Consider the following 19,734-nt stretch of genomic DNA (forward strand, 5'->3'; position numbering starts at 1 on the left):
TTCATTTCTTAATCTCTCGATTATCTTACTCTTTATTCTTTTGCTCTAACATCTCTGTTAAAGCGGCTGTCAATTCAATATGTCTACGAACGTGTGTTTCAATCTTGTTTTGCTTATTTCTCAAAGCGGCTGCAAAAGTAGAAAACTTATTTCTAACTGGCAAATGTTTTTTGAAGTTTTTTTTTGAAAAATTTTCGTTTCAATTTCTTCTTCTTATTTACCAATCTATCAATGAACTTTCCTTGTTTTGCGGGGTGCAAATGTAACATCCGTTTTCAAATCTCACAAGCTTTTTTGAATCTTTTTTTGAAAATATTTTTTCAGTTTAAATTCGTTGGCTTGTCAGTATTTCAGTGAACGTCTATCGCTGTTGCGGGTGCAAAAGTACCACCTTTATTGAGTTCTGCAAGCTTTTAATCCAACTATTTTTGATCTTTTTTAAAACTTTTTCTTAACAGTCTGATAACACAAAACTTAGCTTTTTACCTTTTTTACCATTTATAAGAATATTCCGTAGTGTTTGTATTTGTCTCATTTCTTTTGTTTCAGAATACGCCATTTTTATGGACTTCACAAGACAACCGATTCTTTTCTGAGAACTTTACAACATACCTTCTACCCTCTTTTTTGGCTTTGCCACGAAGACACCAAGGCACAAAGTCTCTTTTTTCTATTTTCTTCTTACTACTATATAGAAGTAATACTTCTTTTGAAAACAACTCCCCTAGCCCCGATAGTAGCGGAAATCCTTTTGTGCCGGGGTTCGGCACAAAAGATTGTAGCGGATAGCGGGAAATAGCTCCTTATTAAAACAACAATCCTCTCTAAAATCCTTCTTATATATTATAGTAGAAAATGATACTCATTTAAACACAGACAAAAAACAAGCCCAACAGGTTCTAAGAACTTGTCGGGCTTGGAATCGTTATGTTTTAAATATTAATCAAACCGAATGGCTTTTACCGGAGAGATTCTCGTTATGATATAGGAAGGAATTAATAATACCAGGAAACAAACCGTGACTGTTAGTAAATTCAGAAGTATTATATAACCCCAGTTTATATACACAGGCGCTACGTTGACATAATAGTTTTCGGGGTTTAAATGGATAACTCCAAACTGCTGCTGAATGAGCAATAACGAAATACCTATTAAGTTACCCCAGAAGAGCCCTCTTATAATAAGATAAAATGCATTGTACAAAAATATTTTACGAACTGTCCAGTTATTTGCTCCAAGTGCTTTTAGAATTCCAATCATTTGAGTTCGCTCTAAAATAAGAACCAACAATGCCACGACCATATTAATTGTAGCTACTAATATCATAACAGCAAGAATAACTATTATATTGAAATCGAAAAGCTGAAGCCAGTCAAAAATGTAACTGTATTTTTCGATTATTGTTTTTGTATCTAGCGTTGATGAAGTTTGATCGTAAACTTCATCTCCTGTTTCTTTAATTTTGGTAAAGTCTTTCACAAAAACCTCAAAAGCACCGACCTGGTCTGGAGCCCATTTATTTATTCTTTGGATATGACGAATATCTCCTATAATATATGTTGCATCGAAATTTTGAAAACCTGAATTAAAAATCCCAGTAATTTTAAATCGGCGGCTATTTGGCATCTTGCCTTGTTCTTCTTTTATAAAAAAAGTATTGAATTGATCTCCTACTTTTAAATTGAGACGATCAGCAAGAAATCTTGAAATTATAACCTCTTCATTTAGTTCTTTCGTAAAATCAGGCAATCTACCCTCTACTAAATACTCTTTTATATTATTCCAATCGTAATCGGCACCAACTCCTTTGAAAATAATTCCTTCGAAAGCATTTTCTGTTCGAATGATTCCGGCTTTACTTGCTATTGCCTGAATATGTTTCACTTCGGGAACAGATTTGAAATTGGGATAAAAATCTTGTTTTTTAGAAATTGGAACCAAAGTTACTTCAGAATTATTATTATCATAGTTCGAAATAATAACCTGACCATTGAAAGCTGAAACTTTGTCGCGTATTTTTTGCTGTAAACCAATTCCGGTTGCTACCGAAACCAGCATCATAATAATACCGATGGCAATAGCCGAAATGGCAATTTTTATAATTGGTGCTGAAATACTGCTTTTATAATCTTTGGCAGTGATAAGTCTTTTTGCTATAAAATATTCTAGATTCAATTGCTATATTGTCTGATTAATGATTTAGTCTTTTATTCAGCCTTATGTCTGTATTCAAAAATACATTTTAAAAAGCAAAAAAGAATTGTTCCGAAAAACAATTACAAAACATTTAAGTTCTAAAGTGGTAATTTCTTTTTCATTTCTTCTACTATATTATATGCTGCCGGACAAATGGCAACATTTTTCAAAGTAAGATCTGCAATCTGATGAAACTTTTTACGATCTGTGTGCGGAAATTCCCTGCAGGCTTTTGGACGCACATCGTAAATCATACAATAGTTTTCACTATCCAAAAAAGTACAAGGGACACTTTTGAGAACATAATCTTTGTCCTCATCAATGCGAAGATACTGATCAATAAACTGCTGTGGCTTTTGTCTGAAAGATTTTGAAATTCTTTCAATATCGGCCAAAGTAAACAACGGCCCGGTTGTTTTACAACAATTGGCACATTGCAGGCAATCCATTTTTTTAAATTCGGCATCATGCAAATCCTGCATGACGTAATCTAAATTCTTCGGCTGCTTCTTTTTCAGCTTATCAAAATACTTTTTGTTTTCGATATGCTTATCTTTGGCTAACTTATTTAAGTTATTTAAAATTTGTTTCAAGTTTAAAATTTAAAGTTGATCTGCAAAATTAAACAACTTTGAACTTGAAACCTTAAACTTTGAACTAAAATACGATGAAAGATCTATTTGGGAAGGCGATGTTCGACTTTCAAACCAATAATTCGCCTGAAGATATCATTACAGAAACGACAATTTCTGAAGAGGACGAAATGAGCGTTGATTATTTATTCCGTTCTTATAACGAAATGCCTAAACTGGAACAAAAAGCATTGCAATTGGCCACTGGAAAAACATTAGATGTTGGGTGCGGCGCGGGAAGTCACAGTTTGTCATTACAAAATGATCGAAATTTAGATGTAACTTCAATTGATATTTCTGAAAAAGCAATAGCAACCTGCAAACTTCGTGGTGTTAAAAATGCAAAAGTTCAGAATATATTAGATTTTGAAGGAGAAAAATTTGACACCATTATTTTATTAATGAATGGAGTTGGAATTTTTGGAAAATTAGATAATTGCAATAAATATTTATCTAAGCTAAAATCACTTTTGAATCCTGAAGGTCAAATTTTATTAGACAGCTCTGATATTATCTATATGTTTGATGAAGATGAAGACGGCGGCAAATGGATTCCGTCTAATAATGATTATTACGGTGAATTAGTATTTAATATTTCATACAAAGGAGAAAAAGAAGAACCTTTTGATTGGTTGTATCTTGATTATAATACATTGCAAAACGCTGCTATTGCGAATGGACTAAAATGCGAACTTATTTTAGAAGGCGAGCATTACGATTATTTAGCCAGACTTTCGATATAAATACATTATTATAGTACCATGGAAGAATTAGATTTACAGAAATTAAAATTTCCTATTGGAAAATTTGAAGTACCAGAAGCTTTTACGTCAGAATATATTTCAGATAGAATTGCTGAAATCGAATCATTTTCTGAAAGGCTCAAAAAAGAAACGCTCCATTTGAGTGACGAACAATTAGACACACCTTATCGTCCGGGAGGATGGACAGTGCGTCAAGTAATTCATCACTGTGCCGAAAGCCACATGAATTGTTTCATTCGAATTAAATGGGCTTTGACGGAAAATAATCCTGTGATAAAAGCTTATGATGAAACTTTATGGTCTGAATTACCCGATAATTTAAAAATGCCTATTCGGCCTACACTAAATTTACTGGAGGGACTACATTACCGTTTAGGTTTTATAATGAAAAATTTATCAGAAACTGATTTAAAAAAATCATTTATCCATCCGGAAAATAATTCTGAGTATCGAATTAAACAAATTATCGGAACTTATGCCTGGCATGGAAATCATCATTTGGCGCATATTACTAGTTTAAAAAAATATAGAAACTGGGAATAAACAAATATGTTTCTTTTTTACCCATTGTAAACACTAACTAAACAAAAAATCTCTTCAATTGAAGAGATTTTTTGTTTCTATTTAAGGAATATTAAGATATTTATGAGTCTGAAGCGAAACTCTCCATTTTGGATTGTTCATTACATAATCAACAATTAGCGGCGTCATTTCTTCTTTTTTACTCCATTCCGGCTGAAGGAATAAAATTGCATTATCGTTTACCAATTCTGCCTGCTCTTCTGCAAAGATAAAATCATGCTTATTATAAATGATTACTTTTAACTCATGCGCATTATCATATACGGTTTGAGTAGGTAATTTATTCTTTTTAGGCGAAAGACAAATCCAATCCCAGGTTCCTGACAGCGGATAAGCACCTGAGGTTTCTATATGAACTTTTAAATTTTTATCTTTTAACTGCTGTGTCAACAAAGTCATGTCCCATGTTAAAGGCTCTCCACCAGTAATTACAACTGTATCTGCATAACTTGAAGCATTCTTTACAATTAAATCAACACTTGTCGGCGGATGCAATTCTGCATTCCAACTTTCCTTCACATCGCACCAGTGACAACCTACATCGCAACCTCCAATTCTAATAAAATATGCAGCTGTACCAGTATGAAAACCTTCTCCCTGAATAGTATAAAACTCTTCCATCAAAGGCAACATCGCTCCTTTATTAACTTCTAATTGTATTTCTTTTGATAACATTGTTTTATTTTAAAGTGCAAAGATAGTCAATTAAATACGGAACAAAAAAAACCGACAGTTCAAAGGAACTATCGGTTTTATATTTAGTCAAATAAATTTTCTTATTTTAAAGCTTTCACAGATTGAGTAGCATAAGCGTTAGTTGGATCTAAAACTAAACTTTTATTGAAATTCTCAATAGCTTTTGCTTTGTCAGTGTTAGCATAAGCAGCACCGATTGAATTGTACGATTCTACAATTTTTTTAACTGTTGCAGGTTTTGCTAATTCTTCAGCACCTTTTGCAGTTGTTTTATTGATATACTCTTGGTAGTTTTTGATAATTAAATCATCTTTCTCCAATAAGTTGTTGATTCTACCTTTGTATAAGTAAGCCTCATCATAAGTAGGAGAAGCAACCAACACTCTGTCAAAAGCAGCATCAGCCTTAGCTAAAGCAGCAGCATCCATCGCAGTTTTTTCTTTATTTGCATTTGCATAGTAAAGAGAAATACCATAGTATACATTATCATTTAGATAATTTTTTTGCTCTGTATTGCTAGTACTCAATTCATAAATCGCAGCAGCTTGGTTGTATTGTTTTTTACCAAACAATTCTTTTCCAAAATCTCCAAGATCTTCTACAGCTAACGGCTCTACTGCAACAGCTTTTTTGATTTCAGCCAAACCAGCATCAAAAGCAGCAGGATCAACTACACCAGCAGCATCAGTTCCTTTTTTAATTTTAGCAAATCCTAAGTATAAATTATCTTTTGCGATAACTTTGTTAGAAGGAACTTTCATGTAGTCCTCCAATGATTTAATAGCAATATCATAATTACCATTTTCGTAAGCAGAGTATCCTAAGTATCTATAAATTCTAGGATTAACTTTATCCAACTCAATCATTTTGTTAGCTTCTTTTTCAAGAGCTTTATAATCTTCAACTAAGATCAGGAAATCAGCATGTCGCATTCTTGAGTTCATAGAGTAATCCGTTAAACTCAAGTATTTCTCGTAGTTTTGAATTGCTTTTTGATAATTCACCTGTCTTGTAGAAGGCTTGTTTCTTGCCCATTTGTAATAAGTTTCAGCAAGCTCTCTGTAAACTGGTCCGTAATTAGCATCAAGAGCAATAACTTCATTGAAAGATTTAATTGCTTCGTCGTAAGATTTAGCCCCTTTTAATAAAACACCTAATTGCATTTTTGCTCTTAAAAGCGTTGGATCAGCAGTAAACGCATCGCGGTAAGCTTTGTAAGCATCATTTTGATTGTTTGCTCCATAATAAGCATCCCCAATTGCTAAAAGTGCAGTTGCGTTTTGAGGCTCAATTAATAAAGCTTTCTTTAAACTTGCAATTGCATTTGTATAATCAGGATTTGTAGAATTCATATAAGCTCTACCAATGTAAATAAATTCATTTACATCTTTACGCTTCATATCTTTTGTCGCTAAACCAAAATTTGCCTGAGCCGACGCTGCATTTTTCGCATCAAGATCTAATTGACCTAAACCAATATAATTTAAGTTTTTGTGGTCTGCCGCTTCTATTCCATTTAAATAATAAATTTTAGCAGAATCAACAATAGCCTGATTAAGGTAAACATTACCCAAAACAAAGTTAGCTTCTCCATCAGAAGGTTTAGCTTTAATAATTGATTTCAGCAAAGATTTAGCTTTCTCAAATTGTTCAGCATCAATTGCCTTTTTGGCCTGGTTTATATCTTGCGCTTTTGCAACAGAAGCTGAAGCAACTAAGGCAAGACTAAAAATTTTAAATTTATTCATCTTTATTGTAATTAATTTATTCTTTATCGTTTATAATCTGACTTCTAATTTTAAGCTTTCTTGTTGGAGTTTTGACAGGCATTAATCCAGACTTTAATACAATTCTTTGACCAATGTCACCTGCAATGAATGAAGCAAATCCCATTCCTAATCCAGAATAACCCTGACAATTTATTATAAACAAATCGCGTGCCAAAGGATATTCTTTTAATGCAATGTCAGTTTGACTTGGATCATAATACTTATCACCCTTTAAGCCTTTTACGCTTAATATGTTGATTTTTTTAATTGTTTCAATCATATTTGGCGAAGGCTGAGACAACCAATTAACACCAACTATTCCAATCATTCCATCATTCTCCGAAACAAACTTAATCACTTCCTCATTGGTTTTAAAAGAAAAAACACCACTAGTCGGAATCTCTTTTACTTTTGCAAGTTCTTTCATGAAGCGAACTGTGCTTGAATTTGGGTTATCAAAAACAAGCCCCTTAATTTTTCCATCCGGTTTGCCTTGCATTAAATCCAGTACAGTTTTCAACGCAATTAATGTATCATTATTGCTCTTGTTCGAAATTAAAGCAATTGCATCAGTTGCAAATGGTGTAACCCTTGGCTTGATCTTACTTTTTTCAAATCTTTGCAATTCTTCCTTAGTCAAATTTCTGGTGGTAACAACAACTTCAGTCTTTTGATTTAATAAATCGTTTATAACCTCTGCTTCAGATTTTGGCTTAACTGTAATTTTTGCATCATAGTAAGTTCCTTCAAAAACAGCAACCTGATCATCCACAATTGGCTTAACCGTTTCATCTACCGTAATATCAATAGAACCTTTTAGAATTGTTTCCTTATCTGATTCGTTCTTGCTTTTTTGGTTGCACATGGCAAACAAAAAAACAAAAACTACCAAACCGAAAACTCTACTATATTTTAACATATTTACTCTGCGTTTGAATTAATTAATCTTAGAAAACGGATTGCTGAATAAACGATCAACAAACCACCAAAAGCATATCTGTATTTAGGTTCCATATCTAATGGCAATTTCTTCCAGAACATAATCATTAAACCCAGCACAAGATATATTAAAAAAAACAGTATTCCTAAAACAAGAAGAAATCGCTCTTTGAGCGATTTCTTCTGAATATTATTAAGCATATCTTTTAACATTATTCTGCAGATTGAATAGTAATAGGAAGCGAGTAAAGTACTCTAACTTTTTTACCATTTTGCTCACCAGGAGTCCATTTTGGACATTTTTTAAGAACACGAATTGCTTCTGCTCCTGTACCGTAACCGATATCCCTTAGAACTTTAATGTCGGTTAATGAACCGTCTTTTTCAACTACAAACGTAACGTAAACTTTACCTTTTAAACCTTCTTCTTCCGGAGTCTTGTAATTGTTTCCTACGAATTTGTAGAATTTCTCAATCCCTCCAGGGAAATCTGGTTTTACTTCGATACCAGCTGTGTTATATACTTGGTTATCTTCTTCTACTACTGCAGCAGTTCCAGTACCTACTGGCTCATCAACAGTTAAAACTGCATCTGGATCTCCTTTAATAGTTTCAGCACCAACTTTCTTGTCTTTAAGTTCCTCAATTTTTGGAGGATCTTCTGTAACCTCTTCTGCCTTAGCAACCACTGGTTTTGTAAACTTCACCTGATCCACTTTTGGTGGTGGTGGTGGTGGTGGCGGTTGATTAGGCTTTACTTCCTCTTTTTTAGGAGGTAGTTTTACTGTAGCGATCTTAACATTGTTATCTACTTCTTCTTCACCAGAGTCTGGTAAAAAACTAGCAATAAGAGGAGCCGCTACAGCAAAGCTAAAAATAATCGAACCTATAATAAGTGCCTTAACCGTAGTTTTGCCGTTCGATTTTCTTAACTCATATGCACCATATATCTTATTACGTCCTTCGAATACGATATCAAGCCACTGATTTTTTATAATATCTAATTTCATTTTTCTTGATTATTAGGATGTTAAAACAAGATAACTCTTATTTTTTATCTATCAATTTATTTTCCTCTGGCGTAAACTCAGGAACAATTGCATAAGTTTCTACTCCAGTAATAGCCATTTCATCCAAGATATCCACTAAATTACGATAATTCGATTTTTTAGTTGGTTTGATAATAACTATGATTCCATTTTTAGGTTTCCCTAAACCAGCAGAATATTCTAAAACTGATTTTTTTCGTTTAAGCAATTCTCTACGAATCCCATCTTTGCCATATGGAAGATCTTTAGGTCCCGCAATAGGTGAAGCCAATAATCCCATATAATAGGTCAATTTATTATTTTCCCCTAAGATTACAGTCATTGTACGATTTTCATCTACTTTAGTATCTACTGTTTTCGTCGTATCATCATCCTTATTTGGCAAAGACAAATCCATCGATTGAGGTTTTGACAACGATGTGGTTAACATAAAGAATGTGATCAATAAGAATGCCAAATCCACCATTGCCGTTAAATCGACTTTAGAATTCTGCTTTTTACTTCTTACTTTGCCACCTTTTCCGCCACCACCGTCGCCGGTATTTAATTCAGCCATTTTAGTGTATCTTTTTTAATTAAAAGTCTTTTCCTCTCGTACCCGTAACTAAGTTAAAGGAATTGATTTTCTGATCTTGTAAAATATCCATAATCTTTTTGATTTGCGGATATTGTTCTTTAGCATCTCCTTTAATTGCAATCTGCAATTCTTTATCGTCAATATCAATAGAAGCTCTTCTTGAAACTAAAAGCCATTCTTTTAATTGATTATCTAAAGAATCGATTGGAATTCCAGGTTGATCTGCTTTCACTCTGTCAGCTGCTTTCATAGCAATGATTTGTTTTAAATTTGCAACAGGTACACCGAAGTCATCCATTAATGCAAATTTAGTTTTATCATCTTCTGTAAAAGCTACGCCGAATTTTGCTCCCATTCCTTCAAGAGTTCTTTTACGAATCTCTCTTCCTTTTAGGTCAAAAAACACTTTGCTTTTCCCGTCAGCACCTTTTCCTACTGTAATAATTGCCAAATCAGTATCAGGCAATTTAAATTCAGCAACAGAAGCAGGCATATCTACAGGAAGTGCTTCAGGCACCTTAGCAGTAGCGGTCAAAATAAAGAACGTAAGCAAAAGGAACGCAACATCACACATGGCAGTCATATCTGTCGATGTTGACTTTTTTTTCATTTTTATTTTAGCCATTCTCTTTTATTTTTATTTTGATATAATTAATTATTATAATCAAAAATTAATTATTGTTTCAAACTTCCTCTGAATCTTCTGTAAGTATTCACGATTGTAGTACCAGCCTCATCGATAGAGTAAGTTAAATCATCAATCTTAGCAGTAAAGAAGTTGTAAGAAACAATAGCTAAGATAGAAGTAGAGATACCTGTTGCAGTGTTGATAAGTGCCTCAGAAATACCTGTTGCAAGAGCAGCCTGGTCTGGAGTTCCAGCAGAAGCTAACGCACCAAACGCTTTAATCATACCTGATACAGTTCCTAATAATCCTCCTAAAGTTCCTAATGATACTAAAGTAGAGATAATAGTCATATTTTTTTCTAACATTGGCATTTCTAATGAAGTTGCCTCTTCGATTTCTTTGTGGATTACTTCTGAAGCTTCTTCACTGTTGAAACCTTCTTTTTTAACATCTTGATATTTAATCAAAGCCGATTTAATTGCATTTGCAACTGAACCTTGTTGTTTGTCACATGAAGCAATAGCAGCCTCGATGTTTCCTTCTTTGATACTAGCTTGTACATTTTTCATAAATGTATCTAAGTTTGCTTTTCCAGCAGCTTTTCCGATAACGATAAATCTTTCAATTGAAAAAACAACAACCATTAAAAACATACCTAATAATACTGGTACAATAAATCCTCCTTTATATACTTGTCCTAATGTATTGATCGGATGACCTGTTTCTGGATTCCCACCTTCAAAGTTCGCAGAATCTCCCATGATTACTTTCCAAATAAACACCCCAACTAAAATACACGCTACAATAATGATTCCAGTGATCATTCCTCCTCCATTTGAAGTGCTTTCTTTTTTAACTTTAACGTTTGCCATTTTTTTTAATTTTAATAGTTTTAAATAATTTTTATTTTTTAGTTATATTTAACTTGTAGAGGAGCAAATTTATACGTTTAGTTTAAATAAAAAAACTTTTTTTAATTTTATTGAAGGAAATTTAACGTCAATTTAAAAAATATCTCATTAAATTGCCCAACCTGTTTTTGTGATAAAACAAAAAACAGAACGATTTATGGGAAAATTACAACGTTTTAGTAAATATTCAAAGATTCCGTTGATATCTTCTTAAAAAGTTGCGAAATTTTTTTTTATTGTATTTTTAATCTGAAAAAGCTTTTTCCTACTAAAAAAAATAATGTGAAATTGTTAAAAAACAAAGCAATACTCTTATAATCATCTAAATTACAAATAAAAACATGAATAAAAAAGATAATTTCATTCAAGATATAAACACGGGCTATCTTTCTAAAGGTGACAGTATCATATTGGGAGGCGCTATGCTGGATGGAGAAGCAATTGCAGAGGCTCATGTAAAAATCCCTCTTAAAACCTTAAACCGCCACGGACTAATTGCCGGCGCAACCGGAACCGGGAAAACCAAAACGATTCAGGTTTTTTCTGAGCAATTATCAAATGCCGGAATTCCTGTTTTGATGATGGATATAAAAGGTGATTTTAGTGGTATAGCAAAAGAAGGAAAAGAAGAAGGTTTTATAACAGAACGGCATACCAAAATAAACCTACCTTATAATATAGCTTCATTTCCTGTTGAGTTAATGTCATTATCAAAACAAGATGGAGTCCGCTTGCGCGCAACGATTTCTGAATTTGGCCCAGTATTATTTTCAAGAATTTTGGATCTTAATGATACTCAGGCGGGGGTGGTTGCTGTAATCTTTAAATATTGCGATGACAACCAAATGCCTTTACTAGATTTAAAAGACATTAAAAAAGTTATCAATTATATTACAGAAGAAGGTAAAGACGAAATTGCGGAGAGTTATGGTAAAATCTCAACGGCTACAACCGGAACGATTTTAAGAAAGATTATCGAGTTGGAACAACAGGGGGCTGATTTGTTTTTTGGAGAATTATCTTTTGAAATCGATGATTTGATGCGTATAGACGAAAATGGAAAAGGCTACGTAAACATCATCCGCTTGACGGATATTCAGGATAAACCTAAGTTATTCTCGACTTTTATGTTGAGTTTACTGGCTGAAATCTACCAAAAAATGCCTGAAAAAGGAGATCCTGAACAACCAGAATTAGTGATCTTTATTGACGAAGCTCACTTAATCTTCAACGAAGCCAGTAAAGTATTATTAGAACAAATTGAAACCATTGTAAAACTGATTCGTTCTAAAGGTATTGGTGTTTATTTTGTAACGCAAAACCCAATGGATGTACCGAGCGGTGTTTTAGCGCAGTTAGGTTTAAAAATTCAGCATGCCTTACGTGCTTTTACAGCAAACGATCGCCAGGCCATTAAAAAAACAGCCGATAACTACCCTACTTCTACCTATTATAAAACGGAAGAATTGCTTACCAGTTTAGGAATCGGAGAAGCATTAGTTACAGCTTTGAACGAAAAAGGTGTTCCTACTCCGCTTGTTGCCACCATGATGCGCGCGCCAGAAAGCAGAATGGATATTTTAACTTCAGATGAAATTGAAGAAATAAACAACAAATCGAAACTGGTTAAAAAATACAACGAGGAACTTGACAGAGAAAGTGCTTACGAATTACTAAACAAAAAAATCGAAGAAGCCACACAAGCGGCAGCAGAACAAGAAGAACAGGCACCAACAAAATCTTCAAAATCTGAACCAAGCACGGCAAGTGTTGTTGGGAAATCGGTTTTGAAAGTCGTTACAAGTGCAACCTTTATAAGAGGTGTTTTTGGCGTATTGACAAAAATCTTCAAGAAGTAAAAAATAATCAATAGCAATATCAAAAATCAATTACAATATCAATCTCAATTCTTAATTGATTTTTGATATTGTAATTGACATTGAAAATTATTTCTTCAGCAACTCCAGAATCTTTTTTTCTACTTCTGGGGTGTTCCAAATATTTTCAATATTATCTAATTTTAAAACTTCTTCCATAATTCCGTTTTGAAAATCTCCAATTGCCAAAGCTTCGGCGTATGGGCGATCACTAAAAGTTACACGACTATAAAGCGGAATCCATTTATCCGGATATTTATCTGAAAATGCTTTTTCGATTTTCTTTTGTAATAAGAATTTCTCATCGGCAGTTTTCGTACTCATTTCCATGAAATTACGATACGAAAGCTCTGCAATGGCGTCAGCATTCGGTTTACGTGAAATTTGATATTCAGAAAAAATCTTTTTCCAGTCGTTTCCGTATTTTTCGATCATTTCGTTTAAAACCGTAATATCTTCAAAACCGGCATTCATTCCTTGCCCATAAAATGGTACAATCGCGTGACAGGCATCTCCAATTAAAGCAATTTTATCTTCATACGTCCAAGGAAAACATTTCATCGTTACCAAAGTACTAGTTGGATTCTTAAAGAAATCTTCTGCTAGCTTCGGAATCACTTCAATCGAATCCGGGAAGTTTTTCTCAAAGAAATCTTCAACCATTTTACGATCTGTAAGCGATTCAAACGAATTTTCGCCCTCAAAAGGCATAAATAAAGTACATGTAAAACTTCCATCTAAATTAGGAAGGGCAATCAACATGTATTTACCGCGAGGCCAAATATGAAACGAATTTTTATCTAATTTATGAGTAGCATCGGCATTGGCCGGAATATTTAATTCTTTGTAGCCCATATTCAAAAATTCCTGCGAATAATTAAACATGCTCTGGCGTTGCATTCTGTGACGAATTCTCGAAAAAGCACCATCGGCTCCAAAAACCATATCGTATTTTTTCTCTTCCCACTCCCCTCTTTCAGTTTCGCCAATATGCAAAGTTGCATCACTCAGCGTCACATCCCAGATTTTTTGGTCAAACAAAAACTCCGCTCCGGCTTGTTCCGCAAGGTCAATCATTTTTCGGTTCAAAGTTCCCCTTGAAATAGAATAAATCGATTCACCTTCCTGTCCGTAATTCTGAAAATTGAGTTTGTCGACCAAATGAATCGCACGTTTGTCCATCGGAATCGCGATTTCACGAACCGCATCGCCAACGCCAACGCCATCAAGCGCCCGCCAGCCACGATTTGACATAGCCAGATTAATAGAACGACCCGAAAAATTAATTTTGCGAATATCAGGACTACGATCATAAACATGAACGGTGTGGCCTGCTTTTTTAAGATAAATTGCCAATAACGATCCTACTAATCCAGAACCTACAACAGCAATTTTTAGTGAAGTTTGCATCAAGAAAAATCTAAATATAAGATCGTAAAAATAAGTAATAATTCTACAAGAGCTTAAAAATAAAGGAAATATTTATGATTTATATGGGCATGACCCGCAGAAAAAAGCGGGTCGGGCTATCCGCTATATTCCCGATTAACAAAAACTACGGCTAAAAAGCCTTGTTTTTCTAAATCGTGAGATACCGCTCCTATCCCTCATGCAAGACTCGTTTTCATAACAAAATCCCGTTTTTACAGATTTATTAGAAATTAGAAAAGAACTACTTTCGCTTGAGAAAATAATCTCACAAAAACACCTTTTTTGTCATTTCGACGTAAGGAGAAATCACACTAGAAATTCCGCCAAACAAAATCACCAATCTTTGTAGAGTTTCGCGTGTGATTTCTCCTTACGTCGAAATGACAAGATTGAGCTAAAAACTTTGTGCTTTTGTACTAAAACCTAAAACCAATGAACAGCCAATTATTACAATCAAATATCATTTTAGAAAACGAAAACGTTTTATTACTCCCTTTTGAAAACGAAAGAAACATCGAACTCAAAGAAATTATTTTCCATGATGAAATTTGGAAATATATGGGAATGTACGTGCGAACTGAAACTGACTTCGAAAACTATATAACAAATACCTTAAAACAAAAAGCAGACGGAATTTGTTATCCTTTTCTAATCATTGACAAAGCGACAAATAAAGTTGCAGGAAGTACAAGATATGGGTACTTAAATCATGCCAGTCAAAAATGCGAAATTGGCTGGACGTGGTACGGAAAAGCATTTCAGGGAACAGGTTTAAACAAAGCTTGTAAATACGAGTTACTGAATTTTGGTTTCGAAAATATTCAATTCAGAAGAATACAATTTAGCGCTGACTTGGAAAACAAAAAATCACAAAGAGCGATTGAAAAATTGGGTGCAGTTAAAGAAGGAATCTTTAGAAATAATTATATTGATTCTGAAGGAAAGAGTAAAGATGATGTTTATTTTAGTGTAATTTTGGAGGAATGGAAAACTACTAAACGACACTATTTTGAAGAGTTTCTATAGAAAAACAAATTCAATTTGAAACAAAAAAAGAATTAAGTCGTCTAATACCATTAGAGATTAATCATTATTTTCAATAAACCAAAAACATGAAAAAACCATTCCTTTTATTTGCAGTTCTCTTTCTAACTTTTGCAGAACTTTCAGCTCAAACCGAAACTCCAATACCGTATGGAAATAATAAAGACGCCGGAAATTTCAAACAGATCAACGGTATGCAGATGTACTATGAAGTTTATGGAAGCGGAACACCATTAGTTTTACTTCATGGAAATGGCGGTTCTATTAAAGGACACAGCAAAAAAATTGAGTATTTCAAAAAATACTTTCAGGTAATAGCTATTGACAGCAGAGGTCATGGAAAATCGGTTGACAATTCGAATAAACAATTAAATTACAATCAAATGGCAAATGATGTAAGCGTTTTATTAGATTCACTTAAAATCAAAAACGCTAACGTTTGGGGACAAAGCGATGGTGGAATTTTGGGTTTACTTTTAGCGATTCATAATCCTGACAAAGTCTCAAAATTAGCGGCTTTTGGTGCCAATTTATATCCGGGCAAAAAAGCTGTTTACCCAGAAATCGACAAACTTGTAATGGATACCTTGAAAGCAACAAAAGATCCGAGAACTAAAAACCTTTACACACTATTAGCTTATCAGCCAGATATTAAAGATAAAGATTTGCAAAAAATAAAATGTCCTGTTTTGATCATGTCGGGTGACAGAGATGCCATTACATTAGAACATTCTATTGAGATCTTTAGCAACATCGAAAACTCTAACTTTTTTGTAATGCCGGGAGCAACTCATTTTGGTTCCTATGAAAAACCAGAACTTTTTAATTTAGTGGTGCTAAGTTTTTTCAACGAGCCTTTTAAGAAAACTTCGACTATTGATATATTTACAGGGAAAGTTAAAAGATAATTATAAGAAAGGCTGTTAATTCAGCCTTTCCCTTTTAATCTAATGCCTTAACTTAATTTTTAGCAAACATCCAAATGAACCTATATTCAGAACATTATGTCAGCAAAACTTGCGAGCGGTTCGTGAATAAAATTTGGTGTCTCGACAACAGCATCGGCGAAAGCCTGATTGAAAACAAACTCGTTTTACCCAATGGCTGTTTTAATCTCGCTATTGTAAGCGGGAATGCTATCGAAGTTCATACCAGCAAAAATAAATATCTAATGAATGAAGGTTTTTACTTTTGTTCGCAAATGACCAATAAAGTTTTGGTTAATATCCAGCCAGAAACTAAAGTTACCATTATACAATTACACGCCTGGACACTTTCGTTTTTTCCAAAATATGATTTAAACAGTTTTACCAATTCTATACTCAAAATCGATTCCGTTGAATTGCCTTTTAAAACGAATTTAAAAAGCGATATCACAGTTTTATTGAGCACTATTAATACTTATTTCGAAGAATTAGATGCTATTAATACCTCGAAAAATACAATTGAAAAAATCTGCGAAACTATCAAACTTCATAATGAAGAAATTTCGGTTTCAGAAATTGGGAAAAGTTTAAGTGCTTCTCAGCGAATACTTCAAATTAAATTTAAATCAGCAACCGGACTTACGATTAAAAAATACATTCAGATTCTTAAATTCAGAAAATCGGTTGATCAAATGGTAAATTCTGGTTTAGACAAATTAAAACTAACCGATGTTGCACTGTATAACCAATATTTTGATCAGTCTCATTTTATAAAGCAATTTAAAGATGTGACGAAAACAACTCCAAAAATGTTCAATTCGGATTTGTATTTTCTTTCCAAAAAAAGGTAAGATTTCGCATTTATACAATTTTGATAATTAGGATTGATTTAATTTTGTAAAATCATCAATCATAATCAATTACAAAATGAAAATCAATCCATCCTTTCTCCAGTTAAAAACTATTTTAATTGGAATCCAGTTCTTCCAGGTTCACTGTGGATTTTCGCAAGAACAAAAAAATTCTGAATTGTACAAAACTATTATGTCCAAAGACAGCCTTCTTTTTAATGTTGGTTTCAATACTTGCGACATCTCTCAGTTCGAAAACCTTTTTAGCGACGATTTTGAATTTTACCATGATCAGGATAGTATTTCTGACAAAGAACTCTTTTTAGTCAATTTAAAAAAAGGTATTTGTCTTCCCGGTAAAAATTACAAGGTTAGAAGAGACTTAAAAACAAACAGTACCGAAATTTATCCGTTAACAAAAAATGGCGCTTTGTATGGTGCTCTACAGATTGGAATTCATCAATTTTCTGAAATTTCTCCAGGCCAAAAAGACAAGCCCGGAAGTATTGCAAAATTTACTCACGTTTGGCTTCTTAAAAATGGAGTCTGGAAATTGGCGAGATCTTTTAGCTACGATCATAAACTAGAAGATAATGAGAAACAACATTTAAAAGAAATAAAATGAAAACTGATACAATCAAAACTATGGAACCCATGATGAATATATTAATTCTTTTCATGCTATTTTTAAGCAGAGAAGCAAAAGCACAAACCAATAGTGAAGTTCTAAAAATGGATGTTTTAAAAACAGAAATTATGAAAATGGACAGTTTATTATTCGATGTTTCTTTTAATCAATGTGATGCTGCACTTTTCAAAAAAATAATAGCTGACGATATAGAATTTTACGACGACCGTTCCGGATTAAATACCTCTAAAGGAAATGAAATTAAATCATTATTAGATAAATGTGGAAGATCTGAGAAACTGACCCGAAAATTAAACTCGTGTACCATTGATAAATTAGGTGATTTTGGAGCCGTACAAATTGGCGAACACACTTTTTATGTTGATGGAAAGCCTAGCGGAACTGGAAAATTCATTCATATTTGGGAACGAAAAGGCAGTGATTGGATACTAAAAAGAATTGTTAGTTATGAACATAGAGCTATTAAAAAATAGCTCTTTTTTTTGTCCTATAATTTTATTTTTTAGAGAAAAACAAAAAAAAGTTGATTGCTTTGAAACCAAATCGAATTTGAATCGTCTAACAAGAATCAAACACGAACATCATCATCATTTTTAATTCGTACATTCGTATAACAAATTAAAAAACAGATGATTAAGCAGTTTCAATCATCAATCAAAAACCTTAATCAATAATCATCAATCACCATGAACAAATCAATCAAACTACTAACAGTATGCCTTACCGCACTGCTGTTTACATTTACTGCCATTGCTCAGGACAAGGCAAAAAAAATCGATCAGCTTTTAAGCAAATACAATGAGTACGGACAATTTAACGGATCTGCGCTTGTATCTGAAAACGGAAAAGTCATTTTCAAAAAAGGATACGGTTCTGCCAATATGGAGTGGAATATTCAAAACCAACCCGACACTAAATTCAGATTAGGCTCTATCAGTAAACAGTTCACAGCTTTCTTACTTGTTAAATTAGCCGAAGATGGAAAATTGAAACTTGATGTTCCCATCAGCACTTATTTACCAGATTACCCGAAAGCAAATGGGGATAAAATAACCATTCATCATTTACTAACGCATACATCCGGAATTCCAAACTATACTTCAGCTCCGAATTTCTTTAAAGAGAAAAGTAGAAATCCATATTCGCCTGAAGAATTTGTAAAAACTTTTTCAAGTTTGCCACTTGAATTTACACCTGGCGAAAAATTCAATTATAGCAATTCCGGTTATTTTTTGTTGGGATATATTATTGAAAAAGTTTCAGGAAAAACCTATGAGCAATATTTACAAGAAACCATTCTAACGCCCTTAAAAATGGTTAATACAGGATATGATCACAGTGACGTTATACTTAAAAACAGAGCGGCAGGTTATGAAAAACAAGGTAAAAAAATCGTCAATTCTGCTTATTTAGATATGAGTCTTCCTTATGCGGCAGGATCTTTATACTCAACTGTTGAAGATTTATACCTTTGGGATCAGGCACTTTATACTACTAAATTGCTTTCTCCAAAATCAATGGAATCCTTATTTAAACCATATATTAGTACAGGTGGTAATGATTCTTATGGATATGGCTGGTTTTTAGAAGAAGCTCCAAACGGAGAAAAAGCTAAATTGAAAATTATTGAACACGGAGGAGGCATCAATGGATTCAATACCATTATTTCGCGAGTTCCTGCAGATAAAAACTTAGTCGTCTTATTAAATAATACTGGCGGAACAATTTTAAGTGAAATGAACGAGAGTATCAGAGCTATTTTATACTATCAGCCTTTTAATGAACCAAAAAAATCACTGGCAGTTGAACTTTTAAATGTTTATACTGAAGAAGGAGCTGTTGCTGGGACAGCACTTTATAATAAATTGAAAAAAGATCCAACTTATGGCATTAAAGAAGCTGATATTAACAGGGTTGGGTATGTATTATTGCAAAGTGGAAAAAAGAAAGAGGCTATTGAAGCCTTTAAGATTAATGTAGAAAATTTTCCTAAATCAGGAAATGTTTATGACAGTCTCGGCGAAGCATATTTAGCTGATGGGAACAAAAATTTGGCTATTGCGAATTATACAAAATCTGTTGAACTGGATCCAAAAAATGAAGCAGGGAAAAAGGTTTTAGCAGAAATCTCAAAATAATAATTTTAAAAAACAACAAACCAACCTCGATGGTTACCAATTTAAAAACGGTAATCATCGAGGTTTTTTTTGTTA

General features: G+C 33.3%; 20 protein-coding genes. 9 read left to right on the forward strand and 11 right to left on the reverse strand.

Annotation, left to right across the window (positions count from 1 at the left end; translation table 11 throughout):
* Window positions 1-939: 939 nt before the first annotated feature.
* On the reverse strand, window positions 940-2,175 hold the full coding sequence (locus BUA98_RS00005) for an ABC transporter permease (protein WP_072969642.1): 1,236 nt from the start codon (window positions 2,173-2,175) through the stop codon (window positions 940-942).
* 119 nt (window positions 2,176-2,294) lie between these two features.
* On the reverse strand, window positions 2,295-2,789 hold the full coding sequence (locus tag BUA98_RS00010; protein WP_072969643.1) for a YkgJ family cysteine cluster protein: 495 nt from the start codon (window positions 2,787-2,789) through the stop codon (window positions 2,295-2,297).
* Window positions 2,790-2,863: 74 nt separating this feature from the next.
* Between BUA98_RS00010 and BUA98_RS00015 the strand changes: the two genes are divergently transcribed.
* Both BUA98_RS00015 and BUA98_RS00020 read left to right on the forward strand, forming a co-directional pair.
* Window positions 2,864-3,571 (forward strand): class I SAM-dependent methyltransferase, encoded by a 708-nt coding sequence (locus tag BUA98_RS00015; RefSeq protein WP_072969644.1) that lies wholly within the window; start codon window positions 2,864-2,866, stop codon window positions 3,569-3,571.
* Window positions 3,572-3,589: 18 nt separating this feature from the next.
* Window positions 3,590-4,135, forward strand: coding sequence for a YfiT family bacillithiol transferase (locus tag BUA98_RS00020; RefSeq protein WP_072969645.1), 546 nt, complete (start codon window positions 3,590-3,592; stop codon window positions 4,133-4,135).
* An 81-nt stretch (window positions 4,136-4,216) separates the two neighbouring features.
* On the opposite strand, the gene BUA98_RS00025 is transcribed toward BUA98_RS00020, so the two are convergent.
* From BUA98_RS00025 to BUA98_RS00060, 8 genes are all read right to left on the reverse strand, one after another.
* The gene (locus tag BUA98_RS00025) at window positions 4,217-4,849 is read right to left on the reverse strand and encodes a 7-carboxy-7-deazaguanine synthase QueE (protein WP_072969646.1); all 633 of its coding nucleotides are present in this window, start codon (window positions 4,847-4,849) and stop codon (window positions 4,217-4,219) included.
* Between the two features lie 101 nt (window positions 4,850-4,950).
* Window positions 4,951-6,618, reverse strand: coding sequence for a tetratricopeptide repeat protein (locus BUA98_RS00030; RefSeq protein ID WP_072969647.1), 1,668 nt, complete (start codon window positions 6,616-6,618; stop codon window positions 4,951-4,953).
* A gap of 16 nt (window positions 6,619-6,634) precedes the next feature.
* Window positions 6,635-7,558 carry a PstS family phosphate ABC transporter substrate-binding protein gene (locus BUA98_RS00035; protein ID WP_072969648.1) on the reverse strand — a complete coding sequence of 308 codons (924 nt, stop codon included), beginning with the start codon at window positions 7,556-7,558 and terminating at the stop codon, window positions 6,635-6,637.
* Window positions 7,559-7,560: 2 nt separating this feature from the next.
* Complete coding sequence (locus BUA98_RS22505; protein WP_026983456.1) at window positions 7,561-7,791, reverse strand: hypothetical protein; 231 nt, start codon at window positions 7,789-7,791, stop codon at window positions 7,561-7,563.
* A complete protein-coding gene (locus BUA98_RS00045) occupies window positions 7,791-8,588 on the reverse strand; it encodes an energy transducer TonB (protein ID WP_072969649.1) in 798 nt (265 codons plus the stop codon). The genes BUA98_RS22505 and BUA98_RS00045 overlap by 1 nt, the downstream gene beginning before the upstream one ends.
* Window positions 8,589-8,625: 37 nt before the next feature.
* A complete protein-coding gene (locus BUA98_RS00050) occupies window positions 8,626-9,183 on the reverse strand; it encodes an ExbD/TolR family protein (protein ID WP_072969650.1) in 558 nt (185 codons plus the stop codon).
* A 19-nt stretch (window positions 9,184-9,202) separates the two neighbouring features.
* Window positions 9,203-9,829 (reverse strand): ExbD/TolR family protein, encoded by a 627-nt coding sequence (locus BUA98_RS00055; protein ID WP_072969651.1) that lies wholly within the window; start codon window positions 9,827-9,829, stop codon window positions 9,203-9,205.
* A gap of 50 nt (window positions 9,830-9,879) precedes the next feature.
* A complete protein-coding gene (locus tag BUA98_RS00060) occupies window positions 9,880-10,704 on the reverse strand; it encodes a MotA/TolQ/ExbB proton channel family protein (protein ID WP_072969652.1) in 825 nt (274 codons plus the stop codon).
* A gap of 380 nt (window positions 10,705-11,084) precedes the next feature.
* Between BUA98_RS00060 and BUA98_RS00065 the strand changes: the two genes are divergently transcribed.
* Complete coding sequence (locus BUA98_RS00065) at window positions 11,085-12,602, forward strand: helicase HerA-like domain-containing protein (RefSeq protein ID WP_072969653.1); 1,518 nt, start codon at window positions 11,085-11,087, stop codon at window positions 12,600-12,602.
* 87 nt (window positions 12,603-12,689) lie between these two features.
* Here the strand turns inward: BUA98_RS00065 and BUA98_RS00070 are convergent, their stop codons facing one another.
* Window positions 12,690-14,030 carry an FAD-dependent oxidoreductase gene (locus BUA98_RS00070; protein ID WP_072969654.1) on the reverse strand — a complete coding sequence of 447 codons (1,341 nt, stop codon included), beginning with the start codon at window positions 14,028-14,030 and terminating at the stop codon, window positions 12,690-12,692.
* 453 nt (window positions 14,031-14,483) lie between these two features.
* On the opposite strand from BUA98_RS00070, the gene BUA98_RS00075 reads away from it, so the two are divergent.
* From BUA98_RS00075 to BUA98_RS00100, 6 genes are all read left to right on the forward strand, one after another.
* Window positions 14,484-15,077: a GNAT family N-acetyltransferase gene (locus BUA98_RS00075; RefSeq protein WP_072969655.1), complete on the forward strand. Its 594-nt coding sequence runs from the start codon at window positions 14,484-14,486 to the stop codon at window positions 15,075-15,077.
* Window positions 15,078-15,163: 86 nt separating this feature from the next.
* The gene (locus BUA98_RS00080) at window positions 15,164-16,003 is read left to right on the forward strand and encodes an alpha/beta fold hydrolase (protein ID WP_072969656.1); all 840 of its coding nucleotides are present in this window, start codon (window positions 15,164-15,166) and stop codon (window positions 16,001-16,003) included.
* A 74-nt stretch (window positions 16,004-16,077) separates the two neighbouring features.
* Window positions 16,078-16,872, forward strand: a complete 795-nt coding sequence (locus BUA98_RS00085) for a helix-turn-helix domain-containing protein (RefSeq protein WP_072969657.1) — start codon at window positions 16,078-16,080, stop codon at window positions 16,870-16,872.
* Window positions 16,873-16,948: 76 nt separating this feature from the next.
* A complete protein-coding gene (locus BUA98_RS00090) occupies window positions 16,949-17,497 on the forward strand; it encodes a nuclear transport factor 2 family protein (RefSeq protein WP_072969658.1) in 549 nt (182 codons plus the stop codon).
* A complete protein-coding gene (locus BUA98_RS00095) occupies window positions 17,494-17,994 on the forward strand; it encodes a nuclear transport factor 2 family protein (RefSeq protein WP_072969659.1) in 501 nt (166 codons plus the stop codon). Before BUA98_RS00090 ends, BUA98_RS00095 begins: the two co-directional genes overlap by 4 nt.
* 213 nt (window positions 17,995-18,207) lie before the next feature.
* Window positions 18,208-19,659, forward strand: coding sequence for a serine hydrolase (locus BUA98_RS00100; RefSeq protein ID WP_072969660.1), 1,452 nt, complete (start codon window positions 18,208-18,210; stop codon window positions 19,657-19,659).
* The last annotated feature ends 75 nt before the right edge of the window (window positions 19,660-19,734 follow it).

This window comes from Flavobacterium saccharophilum, from assembly GCF_900142735.1.
In the GTDB taxonomy this organism is placed as follows: domain Bacteria; phylum Bacteroidota; class Bacteroidia; order Flavobacteriales; family Flavobacteriaceae; genus Flavobacterium; species Flavobacterium saccharophilum.